We start from the raw sequence: 25,959 nt of genomic DNA, 5'->3' as shown, positions 1-25,959 counted from the left end.
GGGCGGGTTTATCGGAAGGATTGATTAAAATTAGAGAATTTTAGGCAAAAACCCGCCCCTACAGAAGTGAAACCTCAAATTGAATTTTAAATAACTGTTAGTTTCCTGTAATTTTAGGGAATTATAAATCTAGAAAGAGTTACTCTTTTCCATATAAGGATCTGATGATTATTGTTAGGAGATAAGGAGCAAAACGTTGGCTCATAGCTTTTTGATGGAAGTTGGACGTTGGACAATTGAAGGACATTGGCTCGAACGCAATGAAATGCCCTTACCTGTTAAGGGTCGAACCATTGTCGCCTGGAGTCAAGATAATTGGTTCACGATGGTAACTAAATTGGTCTTTCCTAATAGCGATCGCCCTGAAATTTCCTTTCAATATCGTGGCCGCCTTAATGGAGAAGAACAACAATATACTTATGTACTACAACAAAGTTTATTAGGACAAGTAGAAGGAGAAGGATGGATAGGCCCTGAGTCTATTATTCAACGATACTGGGTCTTAAGCGACCGTCAACGGCGTAGTGGCTTTGAAACCTTCTATCGTCTTGACAACAACACTTACCACCTTTCTAGTGGCATCTTAGCGGGTCATTATCTGACTAGCACGATGGAAGCCGTTTTAGAACGTCAACCCTAACCTTAAACCAGTGAACAGTGAACAGTAAACAGTTACCAAAACTTTTAACTGATAACTGATAACTGATAACTGATAACTGATAATTGATAACTGATAACTGATAACTGATAACTGTTAATTACTCACCTTAGCCATTATTGACAAATTATTATGAGTCGCCCAGGTACAACGAATGATTCTCGCCACCAACGTTTACTGGCTAATCGCTATCAACTCATAGAATTAGTTGGTAGTGGTGCTATGGGCCAAGTATATCGGGGAGAAGATAAATTACTAGGTGGTGTCACTGTCGCCGTTAAATTCCTCTCCCAAGCTTTACTCAATAATCGTATGCGAGAACGATTTGAACGAGAAGCTACTATTTCTGCTTTGTTGGGAGAAAGAAGTAATCATATTGTTCGGGTTAGAGATTATGGAGTTGATGAGAAAGAAATTCCTTTTTATGTCATGGAATATCTTCAAGGAGAAAGTCTTTGCGAAATTATTAAGTTTCGTCCTTTATCCCTATCTCGATTTCTCAAAGTAACCCGACAAATTTGTTTTGGACTCGAATGCGCCCACAAAGGCATTATGTTTGAAGGGGAAATGTGTCCTATTATTCACCGAGATGTTAAACCGAGTAATGTGCTGGTAGTACATGATCCGGCTTTAGGAGAATTGGTTAAAATACTCGACTTTGGTATTGCTAAATTAGTTCAGTCAGGAGAAGCTCAAACTCAGTCGTTTATGGGAACTCTGGCCTATTGTTCCCCTGAGCAAATAGAAGGTAAAGAACTAGATAGTCGCTCAGATATCTACAGTTTAGGCATCATGATGTATGAAATGCTTACCGGAGAAATGCCTATTTTCCCCGAAAACTCATCATTTGGTGGCTGGTATGAAGCCCATCACTATTCTAAACCCAAACCTTTCCCCACTAAGCTTAATCTCCCAGAGGCTTTAGAAAAGCTGATTATGCAATGTTTAGCTAAAGCTTCTAATGACCGTCCTCAAACTATTACCGATTTACTAAACTCTTTAGAAAGTCTAGAACCGAGTCAACCCGAATCATGTCAAGAAACCCTGGTAGCTATGCCTACCATGATTGCTGATACTCCCAATGCTAAAAAATCCTTAGCTAAAGCGGAAGATATCTGTCTAAAAATGGCTTGGCCTCAAGATAAACCTAGACAAAAAATTGTTTTTCCCCATGTGATGCGGGCCTCAGAGGGAACTTTTGCTAGTTTATGGGTGATGCTCGACCAGCAAGATATCCTCAATCGAATGTCGAGTATTCGTTACAATCAATTTGTGTTTATGACCAGTCCCCATCCGATGATACTCTGGCTAACGGTTCTCTATCATCGTGAACATGGCCCCAGATGGCTACCCTGTTATCTCGACTTAAAAACCCCCTCCGGTCAGCGATTTGCTCGTTTATTAGGAGAATTAGGTTCTTATTGGCTTTTATTTTTTCCCGTCGAAGGAACCGACCGTTGTCAGCACGTCCTTACTACGAATATAGCCCCTAACCAGTGCAAAAACCTGCAAGAATGGTCAGATAAAAGTCAACTGATGCGAGGGGGTAAACCACAAATTACCAAAAGAATGTTAAGACAAGAATTTGAGAAGCTCAAACCAACAATTTTAGCTAGACTTGAAGATGTTAATACTAACCCTTCTCGTCCTCAAGATATTGCCACATTCTAAGAATAAATCCGATGCGCGTTACCCCACTATCTATCACAGCAGGAAATGTGGTGTAGGGGCGGGTTTATTTAACTTTTTTGTGAGAATCATTGATTTATGCAAAAAACCCGCCCCTACCGGGAGTGTAGGGAGAAACACCCTTTCTTGATTTTGTAAAATATTAGTTTCAAAAGCATAATTCAAAGCGCGAAACTTTCACGCTTTTCAAACTGGAGATAACCAAAAGATGATCCCCAAACTTGTTGATGAGTATTAACATCCATACCTTGATCAAGACTATTCCAGGTTGTTTGAGTAATCTCTACTTGGCTAACTAAATAAGTTAGACAACCTTTTTTTTCAATTAAACACTTATTTCCAGGTTCTACACTACCGCGAAATAGTTCACCTTCTCGTTTAAAAACCATAGAACAATTATAGCGGCGTTCTAAAGAATCTACTGTAATAGTCTTAAGAATGCTTAATTCTCTGGCTGCTCCAGCATAACGAATGGGATCTTTCAAACCGTAATTTTCAATATAAATTTGCTCTCCTTGATCAATTAAACGATGAACTCCTTGACGATAAGGAGTCCATAAATCGTGATCATAAACCTGTTCAGAATAAAAGCCAATACTATTAAAAAACTCAAAAGGTAAGGGACGAAAAAAGATCCGAATATGAGCAAATTGTTGTGGATTTTCCAACGATTGTTTATAGTTACTAAAGTCACCGGCCATCCACTGAGCCAGAGTTATTAAGTCATTATTTTTAACTTGAGTCATAATTTAAGTGTCTATTTTATTATCCGAAAGTGAGCGAATTTCTGAAGAAAATGATGCTGTTACCACTCCACTTCCCTCACTGGTTTTGATCAGAGAAACTCGAAACCGTAAATTAGGATTAGCAAACCAGATTTTTTCCTCAGCGGCCGCTCGATCATAGCTTGTTAATAAGACAAAAGTTCCATCCTCCGTGATATGATAGTCACCTGCTGCTGCAATGGTTTCGGCATATCCTTGATCTCGTAGCAACTTACCCCGATTGGGTATAATTGGATCGGGTACTGGTACCAAAATACAACTTCCCTTGACCTGAGCGTTATCATCCCAATCTGACTCTCCTTCCCAACTCATGCCAAAAGGAGATACAGCAAGACTTGGAGCGATATCATAAGAGTTACAGAGGTTAATTACCTCCTCATCATCAGGGGAAAGGGGAACAATATCAATGACCGACTGTACAGCCTCAAAGTGACTGAAAATCAAGTGATGCGCGCTGCGTTGCGATCGCCAACGTCCCAGGGAATGTTCGACAAACTGTGTAATATTCATGAGGTTTATTATACTTGAGACTTTACCCCAAGCCCAAAAATGTACTTTTAGTGACAAAAGTAACAAATTATTACTTTGTTTTTAAGGAGTGAGACAAGGGTAACATTCCAAATATATATTCATACCCAGTCAGTCACAAATACTGACCAACTCTGATAGAAAATCATTTTTTGTCCAACGTCTAAAGTTAAGGAGAAATCAATGCTTGATGCTTTTTCAAGAGCTGTAGTTGCGGCCGATGCCAGCACTTCCACCGTTTCTGATATTGCTGCTCTCAGAGCCTTTGTTGCTAGTGGTAACAGACGTTTAGATGCTGTAAATGCAATTGCTAGTAATGCCAGCTGCATGGTTTCCGATGCTGTAGCTGGAATGATCTGCGAAAACCAAGGTTTAATTCAAGCTGGTGGTAACTGCTACCCCAACCGTCGCATGGCTGCTTGCCTGCGTGATGCTGAAATCATTTTGCGTTATGTCACCTACGCTCTTTTAGCTGGTGATGCGTCTGTTTTAGACGATCGTTGCTTAAACGGTTTGAAAGAAACCTATGCAGCTTTAGGTGTACCTACAACTTCAACCGTGCGTGCTGTTCAAATCATGAAAGCTCAAGCTGCGGCTCACATCCAAGACACCCCCAGTGAAGCTTTTGCTGGTGCTAAATTACGCAAAATGGGTTCCATCGTCACCGAAGATCGTTGCGCTACCCTAGTTGCTGAAGCCTCTAGCTATTTTGATCGCATTATCTCTGCTCTTAGCTAAGTAAACGCCGATAGCAACTCGCTATTAGCTAATTTAATTAATCGTCAAAACATCTAATTTTTGGAGAGATCTCAAAACATGAAATCAGTTGTTACCACCGTTATCGCGTCTGCTGATGCAGCAGGTCGTTTTCCTAGCACTTCCGATCTAGAATCCGTACAAGGTTCTATTCAACGGGCTGCTGCTCGTCTAGAAGCTGCTGAAAAACTCGGCAATAATATCGACAGTGTTGCTAAAGAAGCTTATGATGCTTGTATCAAGAAATATCCTTACCTCAATAATGCAGGTGAAGCTAATTCTACCGATACTTTCAAAGCAAAATGTCATCGTGATATCAAACACTATATGCGTTTGATCCAATATAGCTTAATCGTAGGTGGTACAGGTCCTCTTGATGAGTGGGGTATTGCTGGACAACGTGAAGTCTATCGCGCTTTAGGTTTACCTACTGCTCCTTATGTTGAAGCTCTCAGCTTCGCTCGTAATCGCGGTTGTGCTCCCCGTGATTTATCTCCTCAAGCTCTGACTGAGTACAATGCCCTCCTTGATTATGCGATCAACTCTCTGTCCTAGTCAATAGACAGATTTGTGATCTTGTAACAGGATAATATTTTCCAGACAAGTCTGGAGGCTCTTGATTTTTCGCTTGACTAAATGTTAAGTGATGGTTAAGACCCTCTAGGCTTGTTATCGTAGGGTGCGTTCCCTAACGCACCAAGTCGTTATGTTCCCTAACAAGTCGTAGGGTGCGTTCCCTAACGCATCCAGTCGTTATGTTCCCTAACAAGTCGTAGGGTGCGTTCCCTAACGCACCAAGGTTAATTAAATTTACGGTTTTGCTATAATGTTAAATGTTAATAAATTTCCCCAAATTTCCCAATTTTGTTGAAGTGGATGCGTTAGGGAACGCATCCTACTAATTTTATGGATAAACGTTTTTTTTCTTTCTTTAATCTGACAGAAGCTCAAGCGATCGCTATTTTAGATACGCCTCAAGCTCAGATCACTGAGAATGATTCGCGCTACATTGCCGCTTCCCATTTAATTAATTTCCCCACTGAGCAAGCAATAGAGGCTCTAATTCGTGCTGTACAAGAAGATGATCCCATTTTAGATAACCGCATCGTGCGCCGCAAGTCTATAGAAACCTTGGGACGACTACAAGCAGTACAAGCATTACCAGTAATTTATACTTGTCTGGCTGATACGGATTGCTATACCGTAGAAAATGCTGTTTGGGCGATCGGTGAAATTGGTACAAACAATGGAGATGTACTTGAAGAAGTGGCTAAGTTATTAGAGAAGCCAGGACAAACCTATCGGGTGATTATTCACACTCTGACAAAGTTAAATTATCAGCCTGCTATAGAGAGAATTCGTAAATTTGTTGATGATGCTGACGCGCCTACTGCTAGTGCTGCTATTTCTGCTATTTGCCGCTTAACTGGGGATTATTCCCAGATGGATAAGGTGGTGGCCATGTTGCAACATCCGAAGGTATTGGGGCGGCGGTTGTCGATTCAGGATTTGATTGATGCCCATTACTATGATGCTATTCCCCATATTGCCCGATGTCCAGTATCTTTAGTCTTTCGGTTACGGGGCATTAGAATGTTGGCGGAAGTGGGAATACCAGCAGGTGCAATCACTTTTGCGACGATTCAGCCTCATTTAGAGCAAACTTTGCGGGATCATCCAGATTCTCTAGATTTAGTCCATAGTTACGAAGATATACCGGATTTGTCTTTTCTAGTACGAGAATTATACGAAACTGACTTTGGACGTTGTTATCTAGCGACTAAAACGATTCTTGATCATTATTCAGAATCTGCCCCGGCTGCCCTCTTTGCTACTTATGAAGAAGAAGCAAGGAATGATTATGGGGCCCATTTTCATGTTATGAAATTGTTCGGTTGGTTGAAACATTCTCCAGCTTATGATCTTCTGATTGAGGCATTGCATAACAAACAACCTCAGTTTCAGAAATCCCGTGCTGCGGCCGCCATTGCCTTAGGAGAGTTGGGTGATAAACGGGCTATTGGAGATCTTAAAGCTAGTCTAGAGACTAAAATCTGGGATCTCAAATATGCGGCATTGATGGCACTCGAAAAACTTGGTGATGATAGTAAGATTGAAATCGTCACGACTGATGAAGATTGGTTATACTCCGCACGGTTAAAATCTAGTAGGCTGGGTTGAGGCACGAAACCCAGCAAAATCCTTTATCAACTCAGAAGTTCCCAAGTACAAACACCCCTAACCCCTAACCCCTAACCCCTAAACCATGACTACAGATTCTCTTTTTGAACAACTAAAACATCCTAATCCCCATCTACGAGAACGGGCAATGCTAGAAATAGCTGATTCCCGTGACGAAAATACAATTTCTCGGCTGATCAGTATTTTAGATAATGAGGATGTCATCTATCGTCGCGCAGCAGTTAAAGCTTTGGGAGTGATTGGTGCAGATGCTGTACCATCAGTTGTTGAGGCCTTGCTACACAGTGATAATGTAACGGTGCGAGGCAGTGCAGCCAAAGCATTGGCCCAGATTGCAGTTAACTATCGAGATTTGCCTTTCCCAGAAGCAGGTTTACAGGGATTAAAAGCGGCCATTAATGACCCTAATCCAGTGGTACATATTGCCTCGGTGATGGCCTTGGGTGAGATGGGTTCTCCTGCTTTTGATATTTTGGTAGAATCCTTGAATACAACTGATAATGTGGCGGTACAGGTAGCAATTGTTAATGCTCTTGCATCCATCGGGGAAGCGCGCTGTATGGAAGTTCTTACCACTTTTGCTAATAATGAATCCGTAGATTCCTATGTGCGCGAATCTGCTACAAGTTCTTTATCCCGGTTAGATTTGGTAATGAACTATAAAGGGGCAAGATGAGGATTCTTTTAGTCGAAGATGATCTGCCTTTAGCCGAAACTATGGCAGAAGCACTGATGGATCAACGCTACGCGGTTGATATTGCCCCTGATGGCGCGTTAGCTTGGGATTATGCTAAAGCACTCGACTATGATTTACTGCTCTTAGATGTGATGTTACCTGAGCTAGATGGCATTAGTCTCTGTCAACAATTGCGAGCTAATGGCTATCTTATGCCAATTCTTATGGTAACTGCAAGGGATACAGTCACAGATAAGATTACGGGGTTAGATGCGGGTGCAGATGACTATATTATTAAACCTGTTGACTTAGGCGAATTATTTGCTCGTATTCGGGCTTTATTGCGTCGGGGTGGAGTTTGTTGTTTGCCGATTCTTGAATGGGGTCATTTAAAGCTTAATCCTAGTACCTACGAAGTGAGTTATGCTGATCGTCCCTTACAGTTAACGCCTAAAGAATACAGCATTTTAGAATTACTATTGCGCAATGGTAGGCGGGTTTTAAGTCGTAGCGTTATTATTGATAAAATTTGGAATTTAGAAACGTCCCCCGAAGGGGATACTATCAAGGTTCATATTAGAAGTTTACGTCAAAAACTTAAAGCAGCAGGTGCGCCAGAAGATTTTATTGAAACAGTGCATGGTATTGGTTATCGATTAATGCTGTATTAGCAAAATCGGGCGTTGCACAGTTACGGGATGATTTATAATTAAGGAGAAAATTTTATGGCAGCGATCGCGGCTAAAATTAGAAACTTTAAAAATTAGGAAAAAGTTAAATCATCCCGTAGTGATGCAACGCCAAGATGTTAGATGGGGACTGCGCGAAACAATTTTGTTCAAAACTAATTCTGTATTAAAAGGCTTTTATCAATTCGCTGGAGAAAATTGAGTAATTTATCCTTACTAAAATGATGAAATTCTCCCTTCATCAAATGAGACACTTCTAGTTGTGTAATATCAAGAATTTCGCTAATTTCGGGCTGTTTAAGGTTGCGTTGTTTCAGCAAACGTATCACCTTAATTCCTATTTTTCCACTCTCAAAAAGCTCGTCTGCATCCTCCAAACCGAGGTCAGCAAATACATTACCGCTACTTTCTTCAAAAACTTGTTCTTGTGTCATTTTAGTTTCTCCCTTGCTACTGCATCTTTGTAACGTTGTTTAATTAATTCAACGTCAACTTGTGGTGTTTTGATACCTTTTTTTGATTTTTTCTGAAAAGCGTGCAGAACATAGATTGTTTCCCCAATTTTAACAGCATAAACTGCCCTATAAGTATCAGTATCATAGCGTTTAACGATTTCATACACCCCACTTCCAACTCCCTTAAAAGGCTTGGCTTCTAGAGGTGTTTCCCCCGCTTGAACCAATTGTAACCCATAGCCTATCGATACACGAACTCCTTCTGGAAACTCACGGATATTTTTGCGAGAATCTCCCATCCAAACCAAAGGGCGTAAGGGAACGTCTATATTTTCCTTACTGTTAGTCATTTTATTGGAAATTTTTTAACTCCAGAAATCACTATAGCACCATTTTAAACATGAAAAGTGTATAATAGTTATTATTGGTAAGTAGATTGAGGCTTAATTAATGAATACTATTGATTTAGTTACCCAAAAAATGCAATTTTTACCCCTGGACAAACAAGATCAAGTTTTAGATTTTGTAGAATTTTTAATGGTAAAGTATCAACAGGGAAATGCAAAAAAATCAGCCGAACAAAGAGCAATTGAACGTTTAAAAGATGTTGAGGATGCTGATAATCCTAATAAATGGGAAACGATGATAAATATTGATGATGAAATTGATGTTGAATCTAGTTTGGAGAATTTAAGAAAACGTGGATATAAAGTCAAAATATCAAGTCAAAGTTAATAATCTTGTTAGGAAGCAGGATTTACCTGAATTACCCAAAGAATTAAGGAAAGACTTTGAAGATTTTTGTAATTCCATCTTTGTCGAAGATCATTATAATTGTTTTGGTTTAAATAATCATACTCTTAAGGGTGATTTAAGGGGATATCGGGCCTTTAGAAATTCATTGGAATGAAGTGAGTTATCGCTTGGTTTATCGTATTTATGAAAAACCTGCACCGAAACGAGTTATGATTTTGAGTTTTGCTGAACATAATCCAGCTTATGAAAAAGCGAATAAAAGAAAATAATGACTACTTTGAGTAACGATGGAGAGTAACAGTCACCATTGTTCCTACATCAAGAACACTTTTAACGGCAATATTACCTCCATGTAAATCAACACATTTTTTAGTAAAAACTAAGCCTAAACCTGTTCCAGAAATATTGCGTACATTTTTGCCTCGATGAAAAGGTTCAAATAATTGTTTTTGATCTTCAGAAGAAATGCCAATACCTTGATCTGAAATTTGCAAAATAACAGTCTCTAAATCTAACTTCAATGAAACCTTAATTTCTCCACCTTGAGGCGAATATTTAATAGCATTTGAGAGTAAATTAGCGAGAATTGAACGCAATAATTTTTCATCTAAACAAACCTGATTATTATCAGACTCACAAACAAAATTTATGGGATATTGAGAGTCAACACTCAGTTGAATTTCTTCCACAAATTGACGACAAAATTTCTCTATATCCAGCAATTGTGGATTAAATTCTAGTTTTCCTGTTTCCGCACGATTAATCATTAAAATATCATCTAAAAGCTGCACCATGTTTTTAACTGAATCTTGAATACGCCGTAAATTTCTCAAGCGTTTTTCAGTATCATCCCAAGTTGTCAAGGAATTTTCTAGTAATTGTGCCGCCGCTAAAGCCGTACTCAGAGGAGTGCGAAATTCATGGGAAGCCATGGAGAAAAATCGAGTTTTCAAAGTGCTTAATTCTTTTTCTCTTTCTAAAGCAAGACGCACTTCTTCCAGACGTTTACGTTCAGTAATATCGCGGGAATTAACAACAATTCGAGACTCATTTGAATCATCAACAAATCGTTGACTAATGGCTTCTAGAGTGCGCCAAGAACTATCTTGATGCTGATAACGAAATTCAATCGGTTTAGCGACTTCGGGATTTTGGATAGCATTGGTAATACTGTAACTCGTTTGCTCAAAATCATCGGGATGGATATAAGCAAAAAAGTTTTGCCCAATTAATTGAGAAACTGGATAACCTAATACTTTTTCTACGGAAGGACTTTCATAATAAATTGTGCCTTCATAATTAATAATTGTAATAATATCTAAAGCATTTTCAATCAAAGAACGAAAGCGTTCTTCACTTCTTTTTAAGGCTTCTTCTGTACTTTTTCGTTTTGTAATATCTCGCTGTACACCAATCCAGTGAGTATAATAACCTTTTTTATCTGCAACAGGAACAATACTAAATTCCATCCAAAATTCTGAACCATCTTTACGATAATTAATAACTTCAATTGTAATAGATTCCCACTTTTGTAAAGCTTTTTTTACCTTGTCTAATTCGCGGCGGTTAGTTTTTATTCCTTGCAGAATTCGAGGGGTTTTTCCTAACACTTCTTCGGAGGTATAACCAGTCATGCGACTAAAAGCTTCATTGACATAAATAATTGTTGGTCCTGGTTCATTAATTGGTTCCGCTTTCGTAATAACAACCGCATCTTTGGTATTAACAACAACTGACTGAAGTAAGCGAATTTGTTCAGCTTGTCGCTTTTGTTCCGTAATGTCAGCAACAACCGCCACCATACCGTTAATTTTACCTTCACTATCTTGCAAAGGAGCGGCCGAAAAGACAATATCAATCACTGAACCGTCTTTTTTAGGGCGGCATAGTTCTAAACTTGAAGGGGTAATGCCTTGCAAAATTGCTTGTTTAATGGTTTGATAGTCTTCAACCGTTTCCTCAGAAATAATCGGGTTAAGATGATCGATGACTTCACTTTCTTTCCAACCAAACATCCTTTCTGCGGTGGGATTCCAGATTTTAACTTTATCCTCTAAATCGACAGTAAAAATCGCTCGCGGAGAGGCAGCAATAAGGGATTGTAGGGTATAATTTGTGTGACGTAAAGCGGCTTCTGTGCGTTTTCTTTCCACAATTTCATCCCTTAAAGAATCATTAGTTTTTGCCAGTTCTTCTGTCCTTTCTTGCACTCGCTTTTCTAATTCTGTATTCAATTTTTGTAGCTGTTCATGAAGTTCTGATTGTTGAATTGCGATCGCTACTTGAGTTGCCAGTTGTTTCATTAATTCAATTTCCCAAGGTTGCCATTGACGGGAATTATTGCATTGATGGGCAATTAATAATCCCCACAGATGGGGATTATTATCTAGAGAACTCTGAGAATTTTCTCGTATTTGTTGTAAAATTGGCACAACTAATTTGGCTTTTACGTCAAACTGTTTAACAAATTCTACTAAACAAGGTTCAACTTCTTCTTGATCAATATTTGTAATAGTAAGAATTTTTCCTAAACTATAAGTTTGATGATACTCAGTCGGAAAAACTTCTTCGGGAAAGGTTTGTCCTAAAATACTCGGATATTCAGGAGAAACTGTTTCTGTAATTGCGCTACCTGTTCCATCTTCCCAGATACGATAAATCAAGACTCTATCTACTTGTAAAAATTCTTGAACATCGGCAACCGTCGTTACTAAAACTTTTTCTAGATTTAAAGATTGACGGATATGTTGAGCAATTTGGTTAACTAATCTTTCTCTTTCTGTTTGTTGTCTGAGGCTAATTTCTGCTTTTTGACGTTGATTAATTTCTTTTTGAAAGCAGCGATAAATTAGAAAAAACGTAACAACAATTAGCCCAATTATAAGTTGAATAGGACTGATCAAGTGAAATAAATTAATATTAACAGAGAAAACATTCATCAAAATAATTCTAGTTTTAGGCAACAGGCAACAAGTAAAAGAGGATAAATAGAGTGTACCTCATGAGTCCAAAAAATGCTATAAGTAGTCACACAAAATTAATTACATAAAATTCGTAGGGGCGGGTTTTTCTTAACCCGCCCTGGGTTTTTTACATAAATCAATGATTCTCACCAAAAAACTAGATAAACCCGCCCTGTTTTTTTTACCTAAATAATAGACTTTAACTTTTCATAGTAGGGGTTAACCACAGGCAAGATACCTGTACCACAAGACTCCTACCAAACATTATTAATTTAGCATAATAAGTTCCATGCAACCGTTATCCTTTTCTTTTTTCAATTTTGAAAACATCATTGATTGTTTTATTTGCTGTTTTTTCCTCCCATTCGATTGCCACTAAAAATTTTTCTGCTGATTCAGTTTCTACCACATCAACTCCCCATTCTCCAGTTTGGAGAGTATCGGTCGAATCATTTAATGCTGGAGTTGTTTTTACACCTCCTAAAATTAAAATATCGGGAAGATAAGAATCAGTTGTTGTTTGACTTATTCGTTTTTCTAATAAGACTTTACTGCAAAGTGAGCCAATTTCAGAGGGAGAAAAATAATCAGAGGAAAAGACAATTTCAACTATCCAATGGGGATGATTTAATTGACGACATTTAATCTGAGTATAGGCACTTAATCCCTCAGTAAATACCTGAGTAAATTCTTCTCTACTTAATTGAGGAAAGATATCTTCTGAGATATCAAAATTGTGAGAAAGGAACATTCTTCCTGTTTGAAATGTAGTCATAATTGTATTGATTACTTAAATTTAGAAATTGCTAATTTAATTATTAATTGAACGGCTACTTCTGATTCTTTACGAGTTTAGCATAAAACAGGGGAAACCACCTGAGACTCCTTCCCCCGTAAATCGCTGATTGGGGAGAGCAATGTAAATATTTCTTAAATTGTAGCCTTTGATACTTTTGCGAGAGGTAGATGTGAATATTGGCTTTTAATCGCAATTGGGGTTGGGTTAAGCGATAGCGCAATCCATCAGTAAATGGTTAGGATATTATACAACAAATAATCAGTCTCAAATAAAAGTAATTATTTCACAGGAACTCATTCTTTCGGTTAGATTTCGCACTTATTTACAGTTACCTGCGATCACTAAAACGATTAAAAATTAAGGTAAAATTTCACTTAGAAAAAGTTCGTACAGCACTCATCATTTCACCTAGAAATGGTAAGCCAATAAGGGCTGGGAGAAAATATCTTGATGTACATAATAATCCTAATGCTGCTCCTGTTTGTGCATCAAAATAAGGGTGATAAAAAAAGATTAAAGCCGCGTCACGAGTTCCTACACCGGCAAAAGTCAGGGGTAGTAAACCTGCTAAAATAGCTAAAGGAGAAAGGGCTAAATTGATTAAAAATGGGGTTGAAGCTCTCAACGCAAGGATAAATAACCAGATTTGAAACAGATGTAAAAACCAGATAAAAATAGAGGTGCTTGCTATTTTAAATAATTGTTGTTTATCTCCCCAAAAATAATCGTGCATTTCTCCCCAAGAGATTTGCATGTTTTGTAGTTTTTCTTTTAATTTTTTAGGGGCTACTTTTTTAGCTAATTCAAAAAATATTTGAGCAAATTTACGAGAACCAAGTAATAATAAGCCTAGAATTAATCCTCCAGTTACTGCCATTGTCATTGTCCAAAATAAGCCATTTTTTTCGGGATAAAGCATCAACCCAAAGACACACCAAACTAACAACGATAACATATCACAGGATTTTTCAAAGACTACCAAAGAGACAGATAAAGAACCGCTTAAATGTCCTCTATCTCGCATAAAATAAGCTTTAGCAATATCTCCCATTTTAGAAGGGAGTACCATATTTAAAACACTTGCTCCTAAAATTAGACGGTTAGCTTCAATAAATTCTAGACTTGTTCCTTTAGGCATTAATTGTTGTAACCGCCAAGAGGTAAATAAGGTAATTGGTATTACCATACCTAGACTAATTATCAAAACAATAATATTGGAGTTTTGAAAGACTTTAAATAAGCCATTAATATCAAGTTTTGAGTAAATAATTAGTAAAATAGCAACGCTAACAGCAATAGAAATAAATCGTTTCATAGGTAAAAATAATTAGAATATTTAATTCAATTATATCATATTATAAAAATTATTAAATTATAAATTATAAATTATAAATTATAAATTCAAGGTTTAAGGAGTTAAATTAACTTCTACAGACAGACAAACAGACTAAAGTCTGGTACTATAGGAACGAAGCCTCCGAAGGGAGGCTAAATTAAACCCTGATTATAAGGAGTTAAATTAACTGGTTCTACCGGACAAGTTATGCTTTATTATTACAAATAAAGGACTTTAACTCGTTCATCGTAGGGGTCAAGCACAGGAAAGATGCGGCGTTCCACGTTGACCCCTACAAAACAGGCAAGACTTGTACTGAGCGAAGACGAAGTATGCGGCGTTCCACACCTAGAATTTAGTCCACGAAGGTGGACTTTGTTTCCATAGCATAAGGCTTTAGCCTTTTATTCATTATTAATTTAGCATAGTTTGTCCGGTAGAACCGTATCTGCTTAAATTATTTAATATTAAATAAAAATACATCATTCTGGTGATAAATTAACTTATATTTACTATTTTTTTGCAGATCATCAACTAATTTAATTACTAAATATTCTGAATTATCCCAACTGGGATAACGTCTATTTAATAAAATAGAATCAAAGGATTCAATGTTAATAGGTTCTGCTTCTTTAATGGCTAATTTTATCAAAGAACGATGGGTTAAATGAGGGGCAATTTGAGGAGAAGTCAACACTTTTGCTTGCTCAAGTACTAATGTTACTGCTTCTCTCATAGCAGACAATGTATCTAATTGCTCTAAATATTTTGAGCCAAAATAAGTATATTTAGTTAAGATTAAAAACCAAATTAATGACCAAATTATGATCATTTTAGGACGGCGTAACCATCCTTTACCTGCAGCTAAACTGGCAATTACTGATAACAAAAGAAAGGGTAAAATAGGCAAAGAATATTGATGAACTAAATCTTTTTGAGGTTGATAATCTGTTAATAAATTTAATCCTAATGCGGGTAAAGCAGCTACTAATGGGGTTAAATGATTTGGAGATAGTCCCCAAATAACAGGAGCTACTAATAAAATGACATATTCTAAATTAACTTTTGTAAAAATTCTATTTAAAATAATGCCAGGATTAAATAATAAATTTTGTATAATTTCTGTTACTGAATCTCCTAAAAATGAATAACGTCCTACTGCGGCGACTTCATTACCACTAAAACTAGGAATAATTAATTGAGTTGTTATTAGAAACCAAAAACAGCCTAACCCTAATGCTAAACTTCCTTGAAGACGTTTTCTTTCAAATAATAGTAACCAAAATCCCATTGCTGCTACTGTTAAAGAGAGAACCGCTTTACAACTTAAAATAATAATTATAGCTACTAAAAATTTCCAAATATAGCTATTTCTTGCCGCTAAAACTGCCCATAAGAAAGTAGGTAAGGCAATGACTTCTGAATGAAAATCAAATAAATTAATATTGAAAATGAGGGGATAAAGTAAATAAACCTCCGCCATTGTTAAAGATAAATTATCTGATAAATTTGCTTGTTTTGCTAATTGCCATGTGGGTAATGCACCAATAGATAACGCGATCGCTTGAATGGCAAATAACCAATGAACACTAGGATAAATAAGATATAATAAAGCAATAGGATAAAAAATAAAAGCTGCATGATCCCCTAAAATATGATCCTCAGAAAAAGAAACAATAGGGTTTTCTCCTTGACTAATAAGATAAAGTGCTTGATCAAACCAACCTAAATCTAACGCATTTGATTGAAATAACCAGTGTCTTAAACTAGCACAAATAAATAAAATTAAAGCACTAATTACAATTATTAATCCAAGCAAACGAGGTATTTTCATCTTATCGTTTTATTATCCTGAACTGTTCTTAGGTTATAAGTCATTAATAGTAGGGGTCATTTCAGTTAAGTAGGTAGACAAAATTAACTAGTTAACAGTAGAGAATATTCCTTTACTGATAACTGTTTACTGTTCACTGCTTTAAGCAACCCACTGATGTTGAGCAAAGCGAACTGAAAAAATCATCAATAAAAGGGTGAAAAAAATCAATATAGCATATCCCCAACGAGTATATTGAGAAACTAATATTCCTAAAGCTAAACTCAGAGAAATAATACCGTAAGCCAAACGATTTAAAGAAATAGTTCCCCCTGAACTTAATAATAGTCCCAAGGCGCATAACCCGTAAACAAAAGCCACAAAATTCATCTCATAACGCAACTGCCATAATAAACAAATACCGCCTAAAATAAAGAGAGTATTAAGCAAAGGATCTCCAACTAAAAGCCATAATAAGAAGAACAATGTAAAAAAACCATAGTCAAACCAAATTATCCCTAAACGATGACGATAATGCCATAATCCATAGGCTAATATACTAATTAACAAAAATAATAATGGATGTAAAGGATCTTGAAGACTGCCTTGTTCCCAGTTCTTAATTCCTAATGTAATTTCCCCGAACATTTTAGTCCAACCTTCCCAGTCAAAACCTTGTTTTCTTTGCCATTGGGTATGTTGTACAGTAATAAAAGCAATAGGATCATGAAAATTTAACCAACAATAACCACTGTAAAGTAAGACACCTCCACCACTAAATAAACTTCCTAAATAGACACTTATTGGTGAATTTCTACGCCAAGCAGTTAGCAAAAAAGCAGGAATTAAAGCTAGTCCAGTAATACGGGTAGCAGTCGCTAAAATACCCCATCCCGTTGCTTTCTTATAATGTTCCCCATCAAATGCAGATAAGGCTAAGGTACTGAATAATAAAAATAATCCCTCTGTATAGACAACTGTACCAAACAAAGATAAGGGACACCAAGCTAATATGGCTGTTGTCCAACAAGCAGCTTTAATTCCATTAGTTCTTTTAACCCAATAATAGAGAACAAATAAGGTTCCTAATAAGGCACTATTATTAATTAAAATTCCTGCTACTTTAGCAGAAAGTCCTAAACTCATGAACCCCCTAATAATTAAGGGAAAAAGTGGAAAAAAAGCTACATTAGAGCCAGGAGTATTACCAATACCTTCATAACCTGTGGTAGCAATTTGTTCATAAAAATTACTATCCCAAGCAGAAAATACATCCCAACCAAATTGAGCTTGAATGGCTCCAGGGGGGGCAGATAATAAGGGAGCAAGCCCTAATAAGGCTATGAGAATTAACCCACGACTTAATAGCCACATTGCTAAGACAAACCAGAAATCAGACCGCATTTTGTTAGTTAATTTGTTTTAAGTAGTACTAATACTTGTAGGGGTAATTCATGAATTGACTCTATAAAAAATAAACAATTTTTAGAGGCATTGTGTAAGTCTTTTTAAGCAAAAACACAGGAAAGAGTTAAGGCTTTTTCTAATAAAACTTGATAATCTTTATTATTGACTTTATAAGCTCCAAATCTGGCTAAATGGGGATTTTGCATTTGAGCATCAAATAAAACATAACCCCGCGCTTTTAAATGTTCCACTAATTGAACCATGGCCACTTTGGAGCCATCAGGAATACGATAAAACATAGATTCACCAATAAAAGCCCCCCCAATGGCGATACCTAAAATACCGCCAGCTAATTCATCTCCTTGCCAAGTTTCAAAACTATGGGCCCAACCTGCCTGATACAGATGATAGTAGATTTTCATTAATTCTGGAGAAATCCAGGTAGTTTCTCTATCCGCGCAACCTTGACAAACCGCTAAAAAATCCCGATTAATAGCCACAGAAAATCGTTCTTGATTCAAAACACGACGTAATGATTTAGGATAACGAAAACGATGATCAAGGGGAATTAATGCCCGTTGACGACTGGAATACCAACTAAGAATATCCAAATCATCCGCCATTAAAAAATAACCTTGGGCATATCCTTGTATAATAGACTCTATATCTCCGGCAAATTCCATTTTCTCACTGTCCGTAATCAGCAAATTCCCATGACGGTCGAACCCATCCCTCCTATTACTTTACCCCCAATCAGTAATCCCCAACAGGAAGGGGAATGGCTAAGAGTAGCTTTACAAACTTGGCTTGATGAAGAATTTATTCCTGAATTAGTTAATCAGATTATTGCTAAACGGGCGGCTCAAATTTTTGTTCGCCAACGACTTGAAGGAGAAAATGATTTAGGTTCTCTGGTTATTGCGATTGTAACGGAGATGCAAGCTTTTGACTTTCGCCAGAGTTTTTTTAGTGAGTTTGCCGTGGCTAATGCTGTGAGTGATTTAATTCTTGATAGTTTAGGTATTGATCGTTGTTGCGGACAAAGTTAACGCTCATACTGCTTAACAAAAAATAATTATTTATTGTCATTGTGAAGGGGGAATCATTATCCCCCTAAGTAATCCCTAAGCTATTAAGCATTTAAAATGGTTATAGAGGGTTTTGGTCTGACGGGGTGACAGCCTATTATACAAGCATTGGAACTGGAATTGTCAAATGAGGATACAAAGGAAAGCGATCGCACAAAACCTTAACCCGACGTAAACAATCTTGTTTAACCGCTTCATCTTCCCGATTTAAGAGACAATCAGCAATAATATTACCAATTTCCTTAAATTCTTCAGTTCCCATACCCCGTGTAGTCATAGCAGGAGAACCCAACCGTAAACCACTGGTGACAAAGGGAGATTCAGGATCAAAAGGAATGGTATTTTTATTAGCAGTAATATTAACTTCACTGACCAAACGATCAGCTTCTTTACCTGTCATCCCAATAGAACGCAAGTCTACCACCATTAAATGATTATCAGTGCCACCAGAAACAATTTTTAAGCCCCGTTCAGTGAGTTGATGGGCTAGAGCTTGGGAATTAGCAATAACTTGGCCACAATAGGTCTTAAACGATGGTTGGAGATCTTCTCCAAAAGCGACCGCTTTAGCCGCAATAACATGTTCTAAGGGCCCACCTTGACTCCCAGGAAACACCGATTTATCTAATTTTTTGCCTAATTCAGCATCTTTAGTCAGAATTAAGCCACCTCTGGGCCCCCGCAACGTTTTATGAGTAGTCGTTGTTACTACATCACAATAGGGAATCGGGTTAGGATGATGTCCAGTGGCTACTAATCCGGCAATATGAGCGATATCAGCCAATAGATAGGCTCCCACTTCATCGGCGATCGCTCTAAATTTCTCAAAATTAATAATTCTTGAATAAGCAGAATAACCGCAGATAATCAGCTTAGGTCGTTCTTTGCGGGCGATCTCTAAAACTTGATCATAATCGAGTTGTTCTGTCTGGGGGTCAACACCGTAATGACGCGCTTGAAACCATTTCCCAGAAACGTTTACAGGTGAACCATGAGTTAAATGTCCTCCATGGGATAAATCCATGCCCAAAAAGGTATCTCCAGGTTCTAAAAGGGTCAAAAACACCGCAAAATTAGCTTGTGCGCCTGAATGGGGCTGAACATTGGCGTGGGCTGCACCAAAAAGTTGTTTAGCCCGATCAATGGCTAATTGTTCGGCCCGATCAATCTGTTCACAACCGCCATAGTAACGTTTTTTTGGCAGTCCTTCTGCATACTTATTGGTCAAAACCGAACCTTGAGCCGCTAAAACCGCCGCCGAGGTAAAATTTTCACTAGCAATTAACTCCAGATGCTGTCTTTGACGTTGCAGTTCTCCTTGAAGAATTTCTGCGATCGCCGGATCGGTTTTGGCCAAAAAATCTAAATTAGTATCAGTCACGTTTTGTCAATCCTTTTGTGTTGGCTCACAATGTCCCAAATTAAACATTATAGTTAATTTCACTGGCAAGGCCAACTCAATGAACCTCAGCCTCCCAAAATTTGGGTCTAATTTTGAAAATAATTACAATAAATTAAGCTATGTAGCAATTTTTTTGATAAAACCATAATTTTCCTGTTAACGGATTACAATGAAATTCAAGATCATTGGACATTAAGGAGAGGTGTTAGATGTTGGTTGTCTTAACCCGTGAAAATATTTTATCTGTCCAACAAGTTTGTCAGGGCTGTTTATTGGCTGATCGTCAAGGCTTACCCCGTTGGCATCATGGTAAGCTAGATTGTGGTCACTCTGTTGGTACAGTAGGGAATAATCAAGCGGCTGTTTATGAATGTGAAATGGGGTTTCAGGTGGCACAATTAGAAGGTTAACAAGGCTATTAATTAAATGCCGATCACATATTTTCGCCACTCATGATTAAGATTTCCTCTGGTATGTTTAACGAGTTCAAAATGTAGACTACTATAGGGGCGACGGGGTTGCGATCGCAGGATCATATTGGCTTCTTTGGGGGTACGATTCCCTTTTTTGACGTTGCAGCGCACACAAGCAGCAACTAGGTTTTCCCAGGTATCTCCACCACCACGCGATCGCGGAAAAACATGATCGAGAGTTAATTGTTCTCCTTTATAGTGACAGTATTGACAAGCGTGGCGATCTCGTTCGAGAATATTACGCCGGGTTAAAGGTATTTCTTTGTAGGGAACTCTTACATAGTGCCGTAGCCGAATTACAGAAGGAAAGGGAAAATCACGATAGAGAATTTGTCCATTGTCTTCAAGTTGCTCGGCTTTCCCCTTAAGCAACAAGACAACCGCTCTGCGCCAACTCGTGATATTGAGCGGCTCGTAAGAGGCGTTTAGCACCAGAACCTTGCCCATAGGTGATCAAGAAATGGTTGTAAATTTATCCCAGATACTAGCATAATTGGTTGTTTATGTGCTTCGAGATTAACATATTGTAATTAAATAATAAATAATTTCCGTAGGTTGGGGAGACCCCAAGTAGAGGAAGTGGCGTTTGAGGAACGAAACCCAACAGAGGGTCATTTCCGTTTTCAGTAGCATAAAAAAATCACGGTGCTAAACGATGAATTTCCCAATTTTCTTGATCTTTTATTGTATAAGAAAAGCGATCATGTAATCGGTTAGGTCGTCCTTGCCAAAATTCAAAACGTCGAGGAATAATGCGATAACCCCCCCAAAATGAAGGTAAGGGAATGTCTCCTTGATCAAATTTTTGCTTGAGTTCTTCAAACTGCATTTCTAATAGTTGTCGTGAGGTAATAATTGAACTTTGGGAAGAACACCAGGCCCCTAGTTGACTACCTCTAGGACGGGTGACAAAATATTTCAAAGATTCTGCTGTGGTAATTTTAGTGGCTGTTCCTTGAATTTTTACTTGACGTTCTAATGGCAACCACAGAAATAAGATAGCTACTTTTGGATTTTCAGCAATTTGTTGTGCTTTTTTACTTTCATAATTGGTAAAAAAAACAAACCCTTTGTCATCAAAATATTTTAATAAAACCGTTCTTAATGATGGTTCTCCTTGGGACGAAGCAGTCGCTAAACTCATCGCATTCGGTTCAGGTAACTCAGCTTCACAAGCTTGTTGAAACCATTTTTCAAACTGTTTAAAAGGACTAATATTAAGATCTTCACGGGATAATCCGTTGCGGGTGTAGTCTTCTCTTAATGCGCCTAAATCCATTGTTGTTAATGTAAATAAAGTTTTAGTTAGGGTTTTTCCTTAATTATCGATGATTAATAATTGTAGGGGCAAGGCATGAGAAAATTATGATTGTCAACTAAATGTTAATATTGCCTTGCCCCATATTAGGCGATCGCTGTTTTAATTAATAGGACACGGCAATTTATAGATTATGGTTTAAAACAAAAATTGTTAACGTCGTGTCCCTACATTTTTTGCTGTTAGGAGACAGGTTATATGCGCGCAGATTTTCCATTATCTATATAATATCATGTCAAGTCAAGTTTGACAAGGTTTTTTGCATTAATTATCGATGATTAATAATTGTAGGGGCAAGGCATGAGAAAATTATGATTGTCAACTAAATTCTAATATTGCCTTGCCCCATATTAGGCGATCGCTGATTTAATTAATAGGACACGGCAATTTATAGATTATGGTTTTATACGAAGATTGTTAACGTCGTGTCCCTACATTTTTTGCTGTTAGGAGACAGGTTATATGCGCGCAGATTCTCCATTATCTATATAATATCATGTCAAGTCAAGTTTGACAAGGTTTTTTGCATTAATTATCAATGATTAATAATTGTAGGGGCAAGGCATAGGAAAATTATGATTGTCAACTAAATGTTAATATGTCCTTGCCCCATGTGTCCCTACAATTATTTATTATTAATTAGTGATGATGATGTCCATTATGAGCATGATCATGATGATGTTCAGCATTTAATTTTACCCTCGCTAAAGAGGGATTTACAGTTAACGCTTCGGCTGATAATAAATCAGCAATGTGAGAATCTGCCCATTGTGCCACCATTTTACAAAATTCGGGGTGATCATTCACACAAGGCATTTGCACATAGGTAACATCCGAATGTTTATGCTGTAAATGATGAATAATATGCTCCACATCTAAGAGAGTTTCATGATTTTCAGTAGCAAACCCAATAGGCATAAATATTAAAGATTTTGCTCCTAATTCCAACAAGTTTTTAGCTGCTAATTCTGCATTAGGTTGAGTCCATTTAATCAAAGGAGTTTGATGATTTAACCAACCTACAGAAATTAAAGGATAACGATGAATTAATCGCTCTCTGACTAATTCATATAACATTTGACTTTCATCAATACCTGAAGTAAACCCTTTTGCTTCATGGGGACAACCATGATTCATTAAAATGATACCAATTTGAGACGGAAGATATTTATTCCCTAATTCCTCAGTAATTTTATCCTCAACTAATTTGGCCATTAAGTCCAAATATTTAGGTTCATTATAAAAGGAAGGAATATATCTTAAACCCTTGACCCAATGTTCCGTTCCTTCAGTTAATTGTTCAAGAGATTTATTCACTTGTTCAACCGCAATACCACTGGTAAAAATAGAATCTACCACTAACAAAGGATAAATCAGTATTTTCTCAAATCCTTGCGCTTTAATTTCCGTTAAAACTTCATGAGGTAAAAAAGGCTTACAGAAATTAAAAGCTTTGAAAACTTGAACACGGTCGCCCCATTTTTCTTGTAATTGTTGCTCAATACTTTCTCTTTGATGTTCAAAAATATGATTATGAGGAGAAATAAAATGATCGTGTTGATGTTGCCATTCATGTAAATCAAAAATAGCCAATAACTTCGCTATGGGAGGATAAAACCAAGTAGGAACAGGAGCAAATTTAGCCGTCAAAAGATTCAATGCTTGTTCATTATAATTGGCAAAATCTTCATAACTTTCCACTTCACCATAACCCATTAATAACACAGCCACGCGATCGCTGGCCTTTAACCCAGTTATAGACTGTTGATATATTTGTTCGGATGTGGCAACCATGTTCTTACCCTCAACTGCACTTGCTAATTAGTAAATCTACATTTAGGGGTTATCTTGTACAAACCCTCTTATTCTCAGTATAAGATACCCTCCCCTGGGGGGGGATAATTTCAAGATAGATTTAAGTCAGTGTAAGTTAACTCATTGATAAGAGATCCAAAATCCAGCTTTTGCCAACAAAGATTTAAACTTTATTTAATTAAGTTCCTTGAGTCTCCCTGGAGGGTGTGCTGTAATTGTAGATTAAGTTAAATGGTCTCAATTGACTAATCTCTATGTACAAATCTTTGTAAAGAAATGTTACAGCACTTAATAATTCTTAATGTTAAAATCAAAATGCGTACAACCCAGTAATGGAAATGACAGCACTCGTGTTTGGCACCTTACCCTTCCCCAATCAAAGTGGCGATAAAATCGTCAGCAAAGCAGTTAGCGCGGCTATTTCAGCCTTGTTCAAGCGAACAGGTAAAATATCCGCGACTGTACGGGCCGAACCCGTTGCTAAGTTACTCCAAGGCAGTGTAGACGGATTTGACTTCATCGGCAATGGAATGTTGATGTACAATGGCTTACGCATTGAAGACATGGAATTGTATGTCGAAGCAGTTTCTATCGATTTCGGAGCAATTTTCAAAGGGCAGGTACAATTAAGACAACCCACCCAAGCCACCATGAGGGTGATGTTAACGGAAGAAGACTTAACCAACTCATTTAATACTCCCTTTGTAGTAGAAAAATTACAAAAGTTGGAATATGAGGGACAATCTCTCAACTTTCAGAATACCAAAATGAAAGTCAATGATGATAAGTCTTTAGGTATTCAAAGTCAGATTAGTTTAGGGAACCAATCAGAAATCATTGAAGTAGATATTACTGCTCAATTACAAGTTGAGGAGCGACGTAAGTTACAATTTATTGATGTAGTTTATCAAGGAAATGAGCAAGCGATCGCATTAGGAAAAGCGTTGATCGATCATGTAAATGCTTTGCTAGACTTAGATAAATTTGCCTTAGATGGAACCCAATTACGGGTTGATCGGATTCGCATTCGTAATCAACAAATTATCTTTTATGGAATGGCGAAAATCGATCAATTTCCTCAACGTAAGTAATCAAATAATGAGGAACTATGACAAAACTCAGTCTGTGCATGATTGTCAAAAATGAAGAACAGAACCTACCTCAATGTCTAGACAGCGTTAAAAACGTTGTTGATGAGATGATAGTAATGGATACCGGATCAACAGATAGAACGGTAGAAATTGCCAAACAATTTGGGGCGACGGTTCCTTTTTTTGCTTGGTGTAATGATTTTGCGATCGCGCGTAATGTGGCATTAGAATATGTCACAGGAGACTGGGTATTAGTATTAGATGCTGATGAACTTTTAAACAATAAAGTTGTCGAACAACTCAAAGAAGCTATCGAAAATCCAGATAGTTTAGTAGTTAATTTAGTCCGTCATGAAATTGGCGCGTCTCAGTCTCCTTATTCTTTAGTTTCTCGGTTATTTCGTAAACATCCAGAGATTAAATTTTCTCGTCCTTATCATGCCATGATTGATGATAGTGTGACGGAATTATTAAAGAAAGAAAATCACTGGAAAATTGCTGAACTTCCTGCTGTTTCTATGTTTCATTATGGTTATACACCAGGGGCGATCGCGTCTTTAGATAAGTATACCAGGGCGCAAAAAGCCATGGAAGGATTTTTAGAGAAACATCCAACTGATGCTTATACTTGTAGTAAATTGGGGGCCCTTTATTTACAAGTTGAGCAAGAGAAAAAAGGCATAAAATTACTGAAACAGGGGTTAAAATCTAATCTAGCAGATACTCATGTTTTGTTTGAATTACATTATCATTTAGCTAATGCTTATACTCGCCAACAAAATTACGAAAACGCGATTAAACATTATCAAAAAGCAATTGAACAGAAAATTATGGGGCCTTTAAAATTAGGGGCTTATAACAATTTAGGAGTAGTATTACAGGGTATTGGTGACTTAAAAAAAGCAGCAGAAGTGTATGGAATTACCATACAAATTGACGCAGGATTTGTTACAGGCTATTATAATTTAGCCATGACCTACAGTCAAATGGGACGATTTGGAGACTCGGTTAATGTTTATGAGAAATTATTATCTTTGAGTCCTACTTATGCCCCTGCCCATCAAAATTTAGGGGTAGTATTATTTAAGTTAGGGAAATTAGCAGAAAGTTCTCAAGCATTTAAAGAAGCAATTAATCTTTATGAAGCACAAGATTGTCATAAAGAAGCACAAAAATTACGAGAATCCTTAAAAGAATTAGGAATTTGGGAAGAATAATTCTCACCCTAATTATAGTAGGTTGGGGAACCACTCCGGTCTT

The 25,959-nt window shown here is 37.3% G+C and carries 26 protein-coding genes and 1 pseudogene; 13 read left to right on the top strand and 14 right to left on the bottom strand.

Annotation, left to right across the window (positions count from 1 at the left end; genetic code table 11):
- Window positions 1-196 precede the first annotated feature (196 nt).
- On the top strand, window positions 197-640 hold the full coding sequence (locus AsFPU1_RS12620; protein WP_124975269.1) for a hypothetical protein: 444 nt from the start codon (window positions 197-199) through the stop codon (window positions 638-640).
- Window positions 641-790: 150 nt separating this feature from the next.
- Window positions 791-2,329 (top strand): serine/threonine-protein kinase, encoded by a 1,539-nt coding sequence (locus tag AsFPU1_RS12615; protein ID WP_124975267.1) that lies wholly within the window; start codon window positions 791-793, stop codon window positions 2,327-2,329.
- A 179-nt stretch (window positions 2,330-2,508) separates the two neighbouring features.
- Here the strand turns inward: AsFPU1_RS12615 and AsFPU1_RS12610 are convergent, their stop codons facing one another.
- Together AsFPU1_RS12610 and AsFPU1_RS12605 are read right to left on the bottom strand one after the other, a co-directional pair.
- Window positions 2,509-3,093: a chromophore lyase CpcT/CpeT gene (locus AsFPU1_RS12610; RefSeq protein ID WP_124975265.1), complete on the bottom strand. Its 585-nt coding sequence runs from the start codon at window positions 3,091-3,093 to the stop codon at window positions 2,509-2,511.
- A 3-nt stretch (window positions 3,094-3,096) separates the two neighbouring features.
- Window positions 3,097-3,642, bottom strand: coding sequence for a phycobiliprotein lyase (locus AsFPU1_RS12605; protein WP_124975263.1), 546 nt, complete (start codon window positions 3,640-3,642; stop codon window positions 3,097-3,099).
- A 201-nt stretch (window positions 3,643-3,843) separates the two neighbouring features.
- Here AsFPU1_RS12605 and cpeB point away from each other — a divergent pair, with 201 nt between their 5' ends.
- From cpeB to AsFPU1_RS12580, 5 genes are all read left to right on the top strand, one after another.
- Window positions 3,844-4,398, top strand: coding sequence for a phycoerythrin subunit beta (gene cpeB / locus AsFPU1_RS12600; protein ID WP_124975261.1), 555 nt, complete (start codon window positions 3,844-3,846; stop codon window positions 4,396-4,398).
- 78 nt (window positions 4,399-4,476) lie between these two features.
- Window positions 4,477-4,971: a C-phycoerythrin subunit alpha gene (cpeA, locus tag AsFPU1_RS12595; RefSeq protein WP_124975259.1), complete on the top strand. Its 495-nt coding sequence runs from the start codon at window positions 4,477-4,479 to the stop codon at window positions 4,969-4,971.
- A gap of 351 nt (window positions 4,972-5,322) precedes the next feature.
- Entirely contained in the window at window positions 5,323-6,597 is a 1,275-nt protein-coding gene (gene cpeY, locus AsFPU1_RS12590; RefSeq protein ID WP_124975257.1) for a C-phycoerythrin alpha-cysteine-82 phycoerythrobilin lyase CpeY, read from the top strand.
- An 85-nt stretch (window positions 6,598-6,682) separates the two neighbouring features.
- On the top strand, window positions 6,683-7,294 hold the full coding sequence (locus AsFPU1_RS12585; RefSeq protein ID WP_124975255.1) for a HEAT repeat domain-containing protein: 612 nt from the start codon (window positions 6,683-6,685) through the stop codon (window positions 7,292-7,294).
- Window positions 7,291-7,965, top strand: a complete 675-nt coding sequence (locus AsFPU1_RS12580) for a response regulator transcription factor (RefSeq protein WP_124975253.1) — start codon at window positions 7,291-7,293, stop codon at window positions 7,963-7,965. The genes AsFPU1_RS12585 and AsFPU1_RS12580 overlap by 4 nt, the downstream gene beginning before the upstream one ends.
- 173 nt (window positions 7,966-8,138) lie before the next feature.
- On the opposite strand, the gene AsFPU1_RS12575 is transcribed toward AsFPU1_RS12580, so the two are convergent.
- A complete protein-coding gene (locus AsFPU1_RS12575) occupies window positions 8,139-8,417 on the bottom strand; it encodes a helix-turn-helix domain-containing protein (protein ID WP_124975251.1) in 279 nt (92 codons plus the stop codon).
- Entirely contained in the window at window positions 8,414-8,788 is a 375-nt protein-coding gene (locus AsFPU1_RS12570) for a type II toxin-antitoxin system RelE/ParE family toxin (RefSeq protein WP_124975249.1), read from the bottom strand. Before AsFPU1_RS12570 ends, AsFPU1_RS12575 begins: the two co-directional genes overlap by 4 nt.
- Window positions 8,789-8,888: 100 nt before the next feature.
- Between AsFPU1_RS12570 and AsFPU1_RS12565 the strand changes: the two genes are divergently transcribed.
- Window positions 8,889-9,173 (top strand): DUF2281 domain-containing protein, encoded by a 285-nt coding sequence (locus AsFPU1_RS12565; RefSeq protein ID WP_124975247.1) that lies wholly within the window; start codon window positions 8,889-8,891, stop codon window positions 9,171-9,173.
- Window positions 9,139-9,463, top strand: a pseudogene (locus tag AsFPU1_RS12560) (hypothetical protein). Before AsFPU1_RS12565 ends, AsFPU1_RS12560 begins: the two are co-directional and overlap by 35 nt.
- 3 nt (window positions 9,464-9,466) lie before the next feature.
- Here the strand turns inward: AsFPU1_RS12560 and AsFPU1_RS12555 are convergent.
- The 6 genes from AsFPU1_RS12555 to aat all read right to left on the bottom strand — a co-directional run bounded on the left by AsFPU1_RS12555 (window position 9,467) and on the right by aat (window position 18,195).
- Window positions 9,467-12,133 (bottom strand): PAS domain S-box protein, encoded by a 2,667-nt coding sequence (locus AsFPU1_RS12555; protein ID WP_124975243.1) that lies wholly within the window; start codon window positions 12,131-12,133, stop codon window positions 9,467-9,469.
- A 322-nt stretch (window positions 12,134-12,455) separates the two neighbouring features.
- Window positions 12,456-12,932, bottom strand: coding sequence for a DUF2656 domain-containing protein (locus AsFPU1_RS12550; RefSeq protein WP_124975241.1), 477 nt, complete (start codon window positions 12,930-12,932; stop codon window positions 12,456-12,458).
- Between the two features lie 394 nt (window positions 12,933-13,326).
- On the bottom strand, window positions 13,327-14,271 hold the full coding sequence (locus AsFPU1_RS12545) for a lysylphosphatidylglycerol synthase transmembrane domain-containing protein (protein ID WP_124975239.1): 945 nt from the start codon (window positions 14,269-14,271) through the stop codon (window positions 13,327-13,329).
- Between the two features lie 478 nt (window positions 14,272-14,749).
- Entirely contained in the window at window positions 14,750-16,126 is a 1,377-nt protein-coding gene (locus tag AsFPU1_RS12540) for a DUF2079 domain-containing protein (RefSeq protein ID WP_124975237.1), read from the bottom strand.
- Between the two features lie 141 nt (window positions 16,127-16,267).
- Window positions 16,268-17,509, bottom strand: a complete 1,242-nt coding sequence (locus AsFPU1_RS12535; RefSeq protein ID WP_124975235.1) for a putative hexosyltransferase — start codon at window positions 17,507-17,509, stop codon at window positions 16,268-16,270.
- Window positions 17,510-17,613: 104 nt separating this feature from the next.
- On the bottom strand, window positions 17,614-18,195 hold the full coding sequence (gene aat / locus AsFPU1_RS12530; protein WP_124975233.1) for a leucyl/phenylalanyl-tRNA--protein transferase: 582 nt from the start codon (window positions 18,193-18,195) through the stop codon (window positions 17,614-17,616).
- Between the two features lie 30 nt (window positions 18,196-18,225).
- Here aat and AsFPU1_RS12525 point away from each other — a divergent pair, with 30 nt between their 5' ends.
- A complete protein-coding gene (locus AsFPU1_RS12525; protein ID WP_125061114.1) occupies window positions 18,226-18,561 on the top strand; it encodes a DUF8822 family protein in 336 nt (111 codons plus the stop codon).
- Between the two features lie 136 nt (window positions 18,562-18,697).
- Here AsFPU1_RS12525 and glyA read toward each other — a convergent pair whose 3' ends face one another.
- The gene (gene glyA / locus AsFPU1_RS12520) at window positions 18,698-19,981 is read right to left on the bottom strand and encodes a serine hydroxymethyltransferase (protein ID WP_125061113.1); all 1,284 of its coding nucleotides are present in this window, start codon (window positions 19,979-19,981) and stop codon (window positions 18,698-18,700) included.
- 230 nt (window positions 19,982-20,211) lie between these two features.
- Here glyA and AsFPU1_RS12515 point away from each other — a divergent pair, with 230 nt between their 5' ends.
- Window positions 20,212-20,412 (top strand): hypothetical protein, encoded by a 201-nt coding sequence (locus AsFPU1_RS12515; RefSeq protein WP_124976796.1) that lies wholly within the window; start codon window positions 20,212-20,214, stop codon window positions 20,410-20,412.
- Window positions 20,413-20,424: 12 nt separating this feature from the next.
- On the opposite strand, the gene AsFPU1_RS12510 is transcribed toward AsFPU1_RS12515, so the two are convergent.
- The 3 genes from AsFPU1_RS12510 to AsFPU1_RS12500 all read right to left on the bottom strand — a co-directional run bounded on the left by AsFPU1_RS12510 (window position 20,425) and on the right by AsFPU1_RS12500 (window position 23,587).
- Complete coding sequence (locus tag AsFPU1_RS12510; RefSeq protein WP_124976794.1) at window positions 20,425-20,922, bottom strand: HNH endonuclease; 498 nt, start codon at window positions 20,920-20,922, stop codon at window positions 20,425-20,427.
- Between the two features lie 193 nt (window positions 20,923-21,115).
- On the bottom strand, window positions 21,116-21,754 hold the full coding sequence (pdxH, locus tag AsFPU1_RS12505) for a pyridoxamine 5'-phosphate oxidase (RefSeq protein WP_124976792.1): 639 nt from the start codon (window positions 21,752-21,754) through the stop codon (window positions 21,116-21,118).
- A gap of 678 nt (window positions 21,755-22,432) precedes the next feature.
- Window positions 22,433-23,587 (bottom strand): ferrochelatase, encoded by a 1,155-nt coding sequence (locus tag AsFPU1_RS12500; protein ID WP_124976790.1) that lies wholly within the window; start codon window positions 23,585-23,587, stop codon window positions 22,433-22,435.
- A gap of 359 nt (window positions 23,588-23,946) precedes the next feature.
- Between AsFPU1_RS12500 and AsFPU1_RS12495 the strand changes: the two genes are divergently transcribed.
- Together AsFPU1_RS12495 and AsFPU1_RS12490 are read left to right on the top strand one after the other, a co-directional pair.
- Window positions 23,947-24,699: an LmeA family phospholipid-binding protein gene (locus AsFPU1_RS12495; RefSeq protein WP_124976788.1), complete on the top strand. Its 753-nt coding sequence runs from the start codon at window positions 23,947-23,949 to the stop codon at window positions 24,697-24,699.
- Between the two features lie 17 nt (window positions 24,700-24,716).
- Complete coding sequence (locus AsFPU1_RS12490; RefSeq protein ID WP_227873595.1) at window positions 24,717-25,916, top strand: glycosyltransferase; 1,200 nt, start codon at window positions 24,717-24,719, stop codon at window positions 25,914-25,916.
- The last annotated feature ends 43 nt before the right edge of the window (window positions 25,917-25,959 follow it).

Origin of the sequence: Aphanothece sacrum FPU1 (genome assembly GCF_003864295.1) — a bacterium.
Lineage (GTDB): Bacteria > Cyanobacteriota > Cyanobacteriia > Cyanobacteriales > Microcystaceae > Aphanothece_B > Aphanothece_B sacrum.
Note: the sequence above shows the minus strand (reverse complement) of the source record. Positions and strands in the feature narration are given on the sequence as shown.

Coding starts and splice junctions, on each gene's coding strand:
- AsFPU1_RS12615 (WP_124975267.1), top strand. CDS start 791: ATGAGTCGCCCAGGTACAACGAATGATTCTCGCCACCAACGTTTACTG.
- AsFPU1_RS12610 (WP_124975265.1), bottom strand. CDS start 3,093: ATGACTCAAGTTAAAAATAATGACTTAATAACTCTGGCTCAGTGGATG.
- AsFPU1_RS12605 (WP_124975263.1), bottom strand. CDS start 3,642: ATGAATATTACACAGTTTGTCGAACATTCCCTGGGACGTTGGCGATCG.
- cpeB (WP_124975261.1), top strand. CDS start 3,844: ATGCTTGATGCTTTTTCAAGAGCTGTAGTTGCGGCCGATGCCAGCACT.
- cpeA (WP_124975259.1), top strand. CDS start 4,477: ATGAAATCAGTTGTTACCACCGTTATCGCGTCTGCTGATGCAGCAGGT.
- cpeY (WP_124975257.1), top strand. CDS start 5,323: ATGGATAAACGTTTTTTTTCTTTCTTTAATCTGACAGAAGCTCAAGCG.
- AsFPU1_RS12585 (WP_124975255.1), top strand. CDS start 6,683: ATGACTACAGATTCTCTTTTTGAACAACTAAAACATCCTAATCCCCAT.
- AsFPU1_RS12580 (WP_124975253.1), top strand. CDS start 7,291: ATGAGGATTCTTTTAGTCGAAGATGATCTGCCTTTAGCCGAAACTATG.
- AsFPU1_RS12575 (WP_124975251.1), bottom strand. CDS start 8,417: ATGACACAAGAACAAGTTTTTGAAGAAAGTAGCGGTAATGTATTTGCT.
- AsFPU1_RS12570 (WP_124975249.1), bottom strand. CDS start 8,788: ATGACTAACAGTAAGGAAAATATAGACGTTCCCTTACGCCCTTTGGTT.
- AsFPU1_RS12565 (WP_124975247.1), top strand. CDS start 8,889: ATGAATACTATTGATTTAGTTACCCAAAAAATGCAATTTTTACCCCTG.
- AsFPU1_RS12555 (WP_124975243.1), bottom strand. CDS start 12,133: ATGAATGTTTTCTCTGTTAATATTAATTTATTTCACTTGATCAGTCCT.
- AsFPU1_RS12550 (WP_124975241.1), bottom strand. CDS start 12,932: ATGACTACATTTCAAACAGGAAGAATGTTCCTTTCTCACAATTTTGAT.
- AsFPU1_RS12545 (WP_124975239.1), bottom strand. CDS start 14,271: ATGAAACGATTTATTTCTATTGCTGTTAGCGTTGCTATTTTACTAATT.
- AsFPU1_RS12540 (WP_124975237.1), bottom strand. CDS start 16,126: ATGAAAATACCTCGTTTGCTTGGATTAATAATTGTAATTAGTGCTTTA.
- AsFPU1_RS12535 (WP_124975235.1), bottom strand. CDS start 17,509: ATGCGGTCTGATTTCTGGTTTGTCTTAGCAATGTGGCTATTAAGTCGT.
- aat (WP_124975233.1), bottom strand. CDS start 18,195: ATGGAATTTGCCGGAGATATAGAGTCTATTATACAAGGATATGCCCAA.
- AsFPU1_RS12525 (WP_125061114.1), top strand. CDS start 18,226: ATGACGGTCGAACCCATCCCTCCTATTACTTTACCCCCAATCAGTAAT.
- AsFPU1_RS12515 (WP_124976796.1), top strand. CDS start 20,212: ATGTTGGTTGTCTTAACCCGTGAAAATATTTTATCTGTCCAACAAGTT.
- AsFPU1_RS12510 (WP_124976794.1), bottom strand. CDS start 20,922: ATGGGCAAGGTTCTGGTGCTAAACGCCTCTTACGAGCCGCTCAATATC.
- pdxH (WP_124976792.1), bottom strand. CDS start 21,754: ATGGATTTAGGCGCATTAAGAGAAGACTACACCCGCAACGGATTATCC.
- AsFPU1_RS12500 (WP_124976790.1), bottom strand. CDS start 23,587: ATGGTTGCCACATCCGAACAAATATATCAACAGTCTATAACTGGGTTA.
- AsFPU1_RS12495 (WP_124976788.1), top strand. CDS start 23,947: ATGACAGCACTCGTGTTTGGCACCTTACCCTTCCCCAATCAAAGTGGC.
- AsFPU1_RS12490 (WP_227873595.1), top strand. CDS start 24,717: ATGACAAAACTCAGTCTGTGCATGATTGTCAAAAATGAAGAACAGAAC.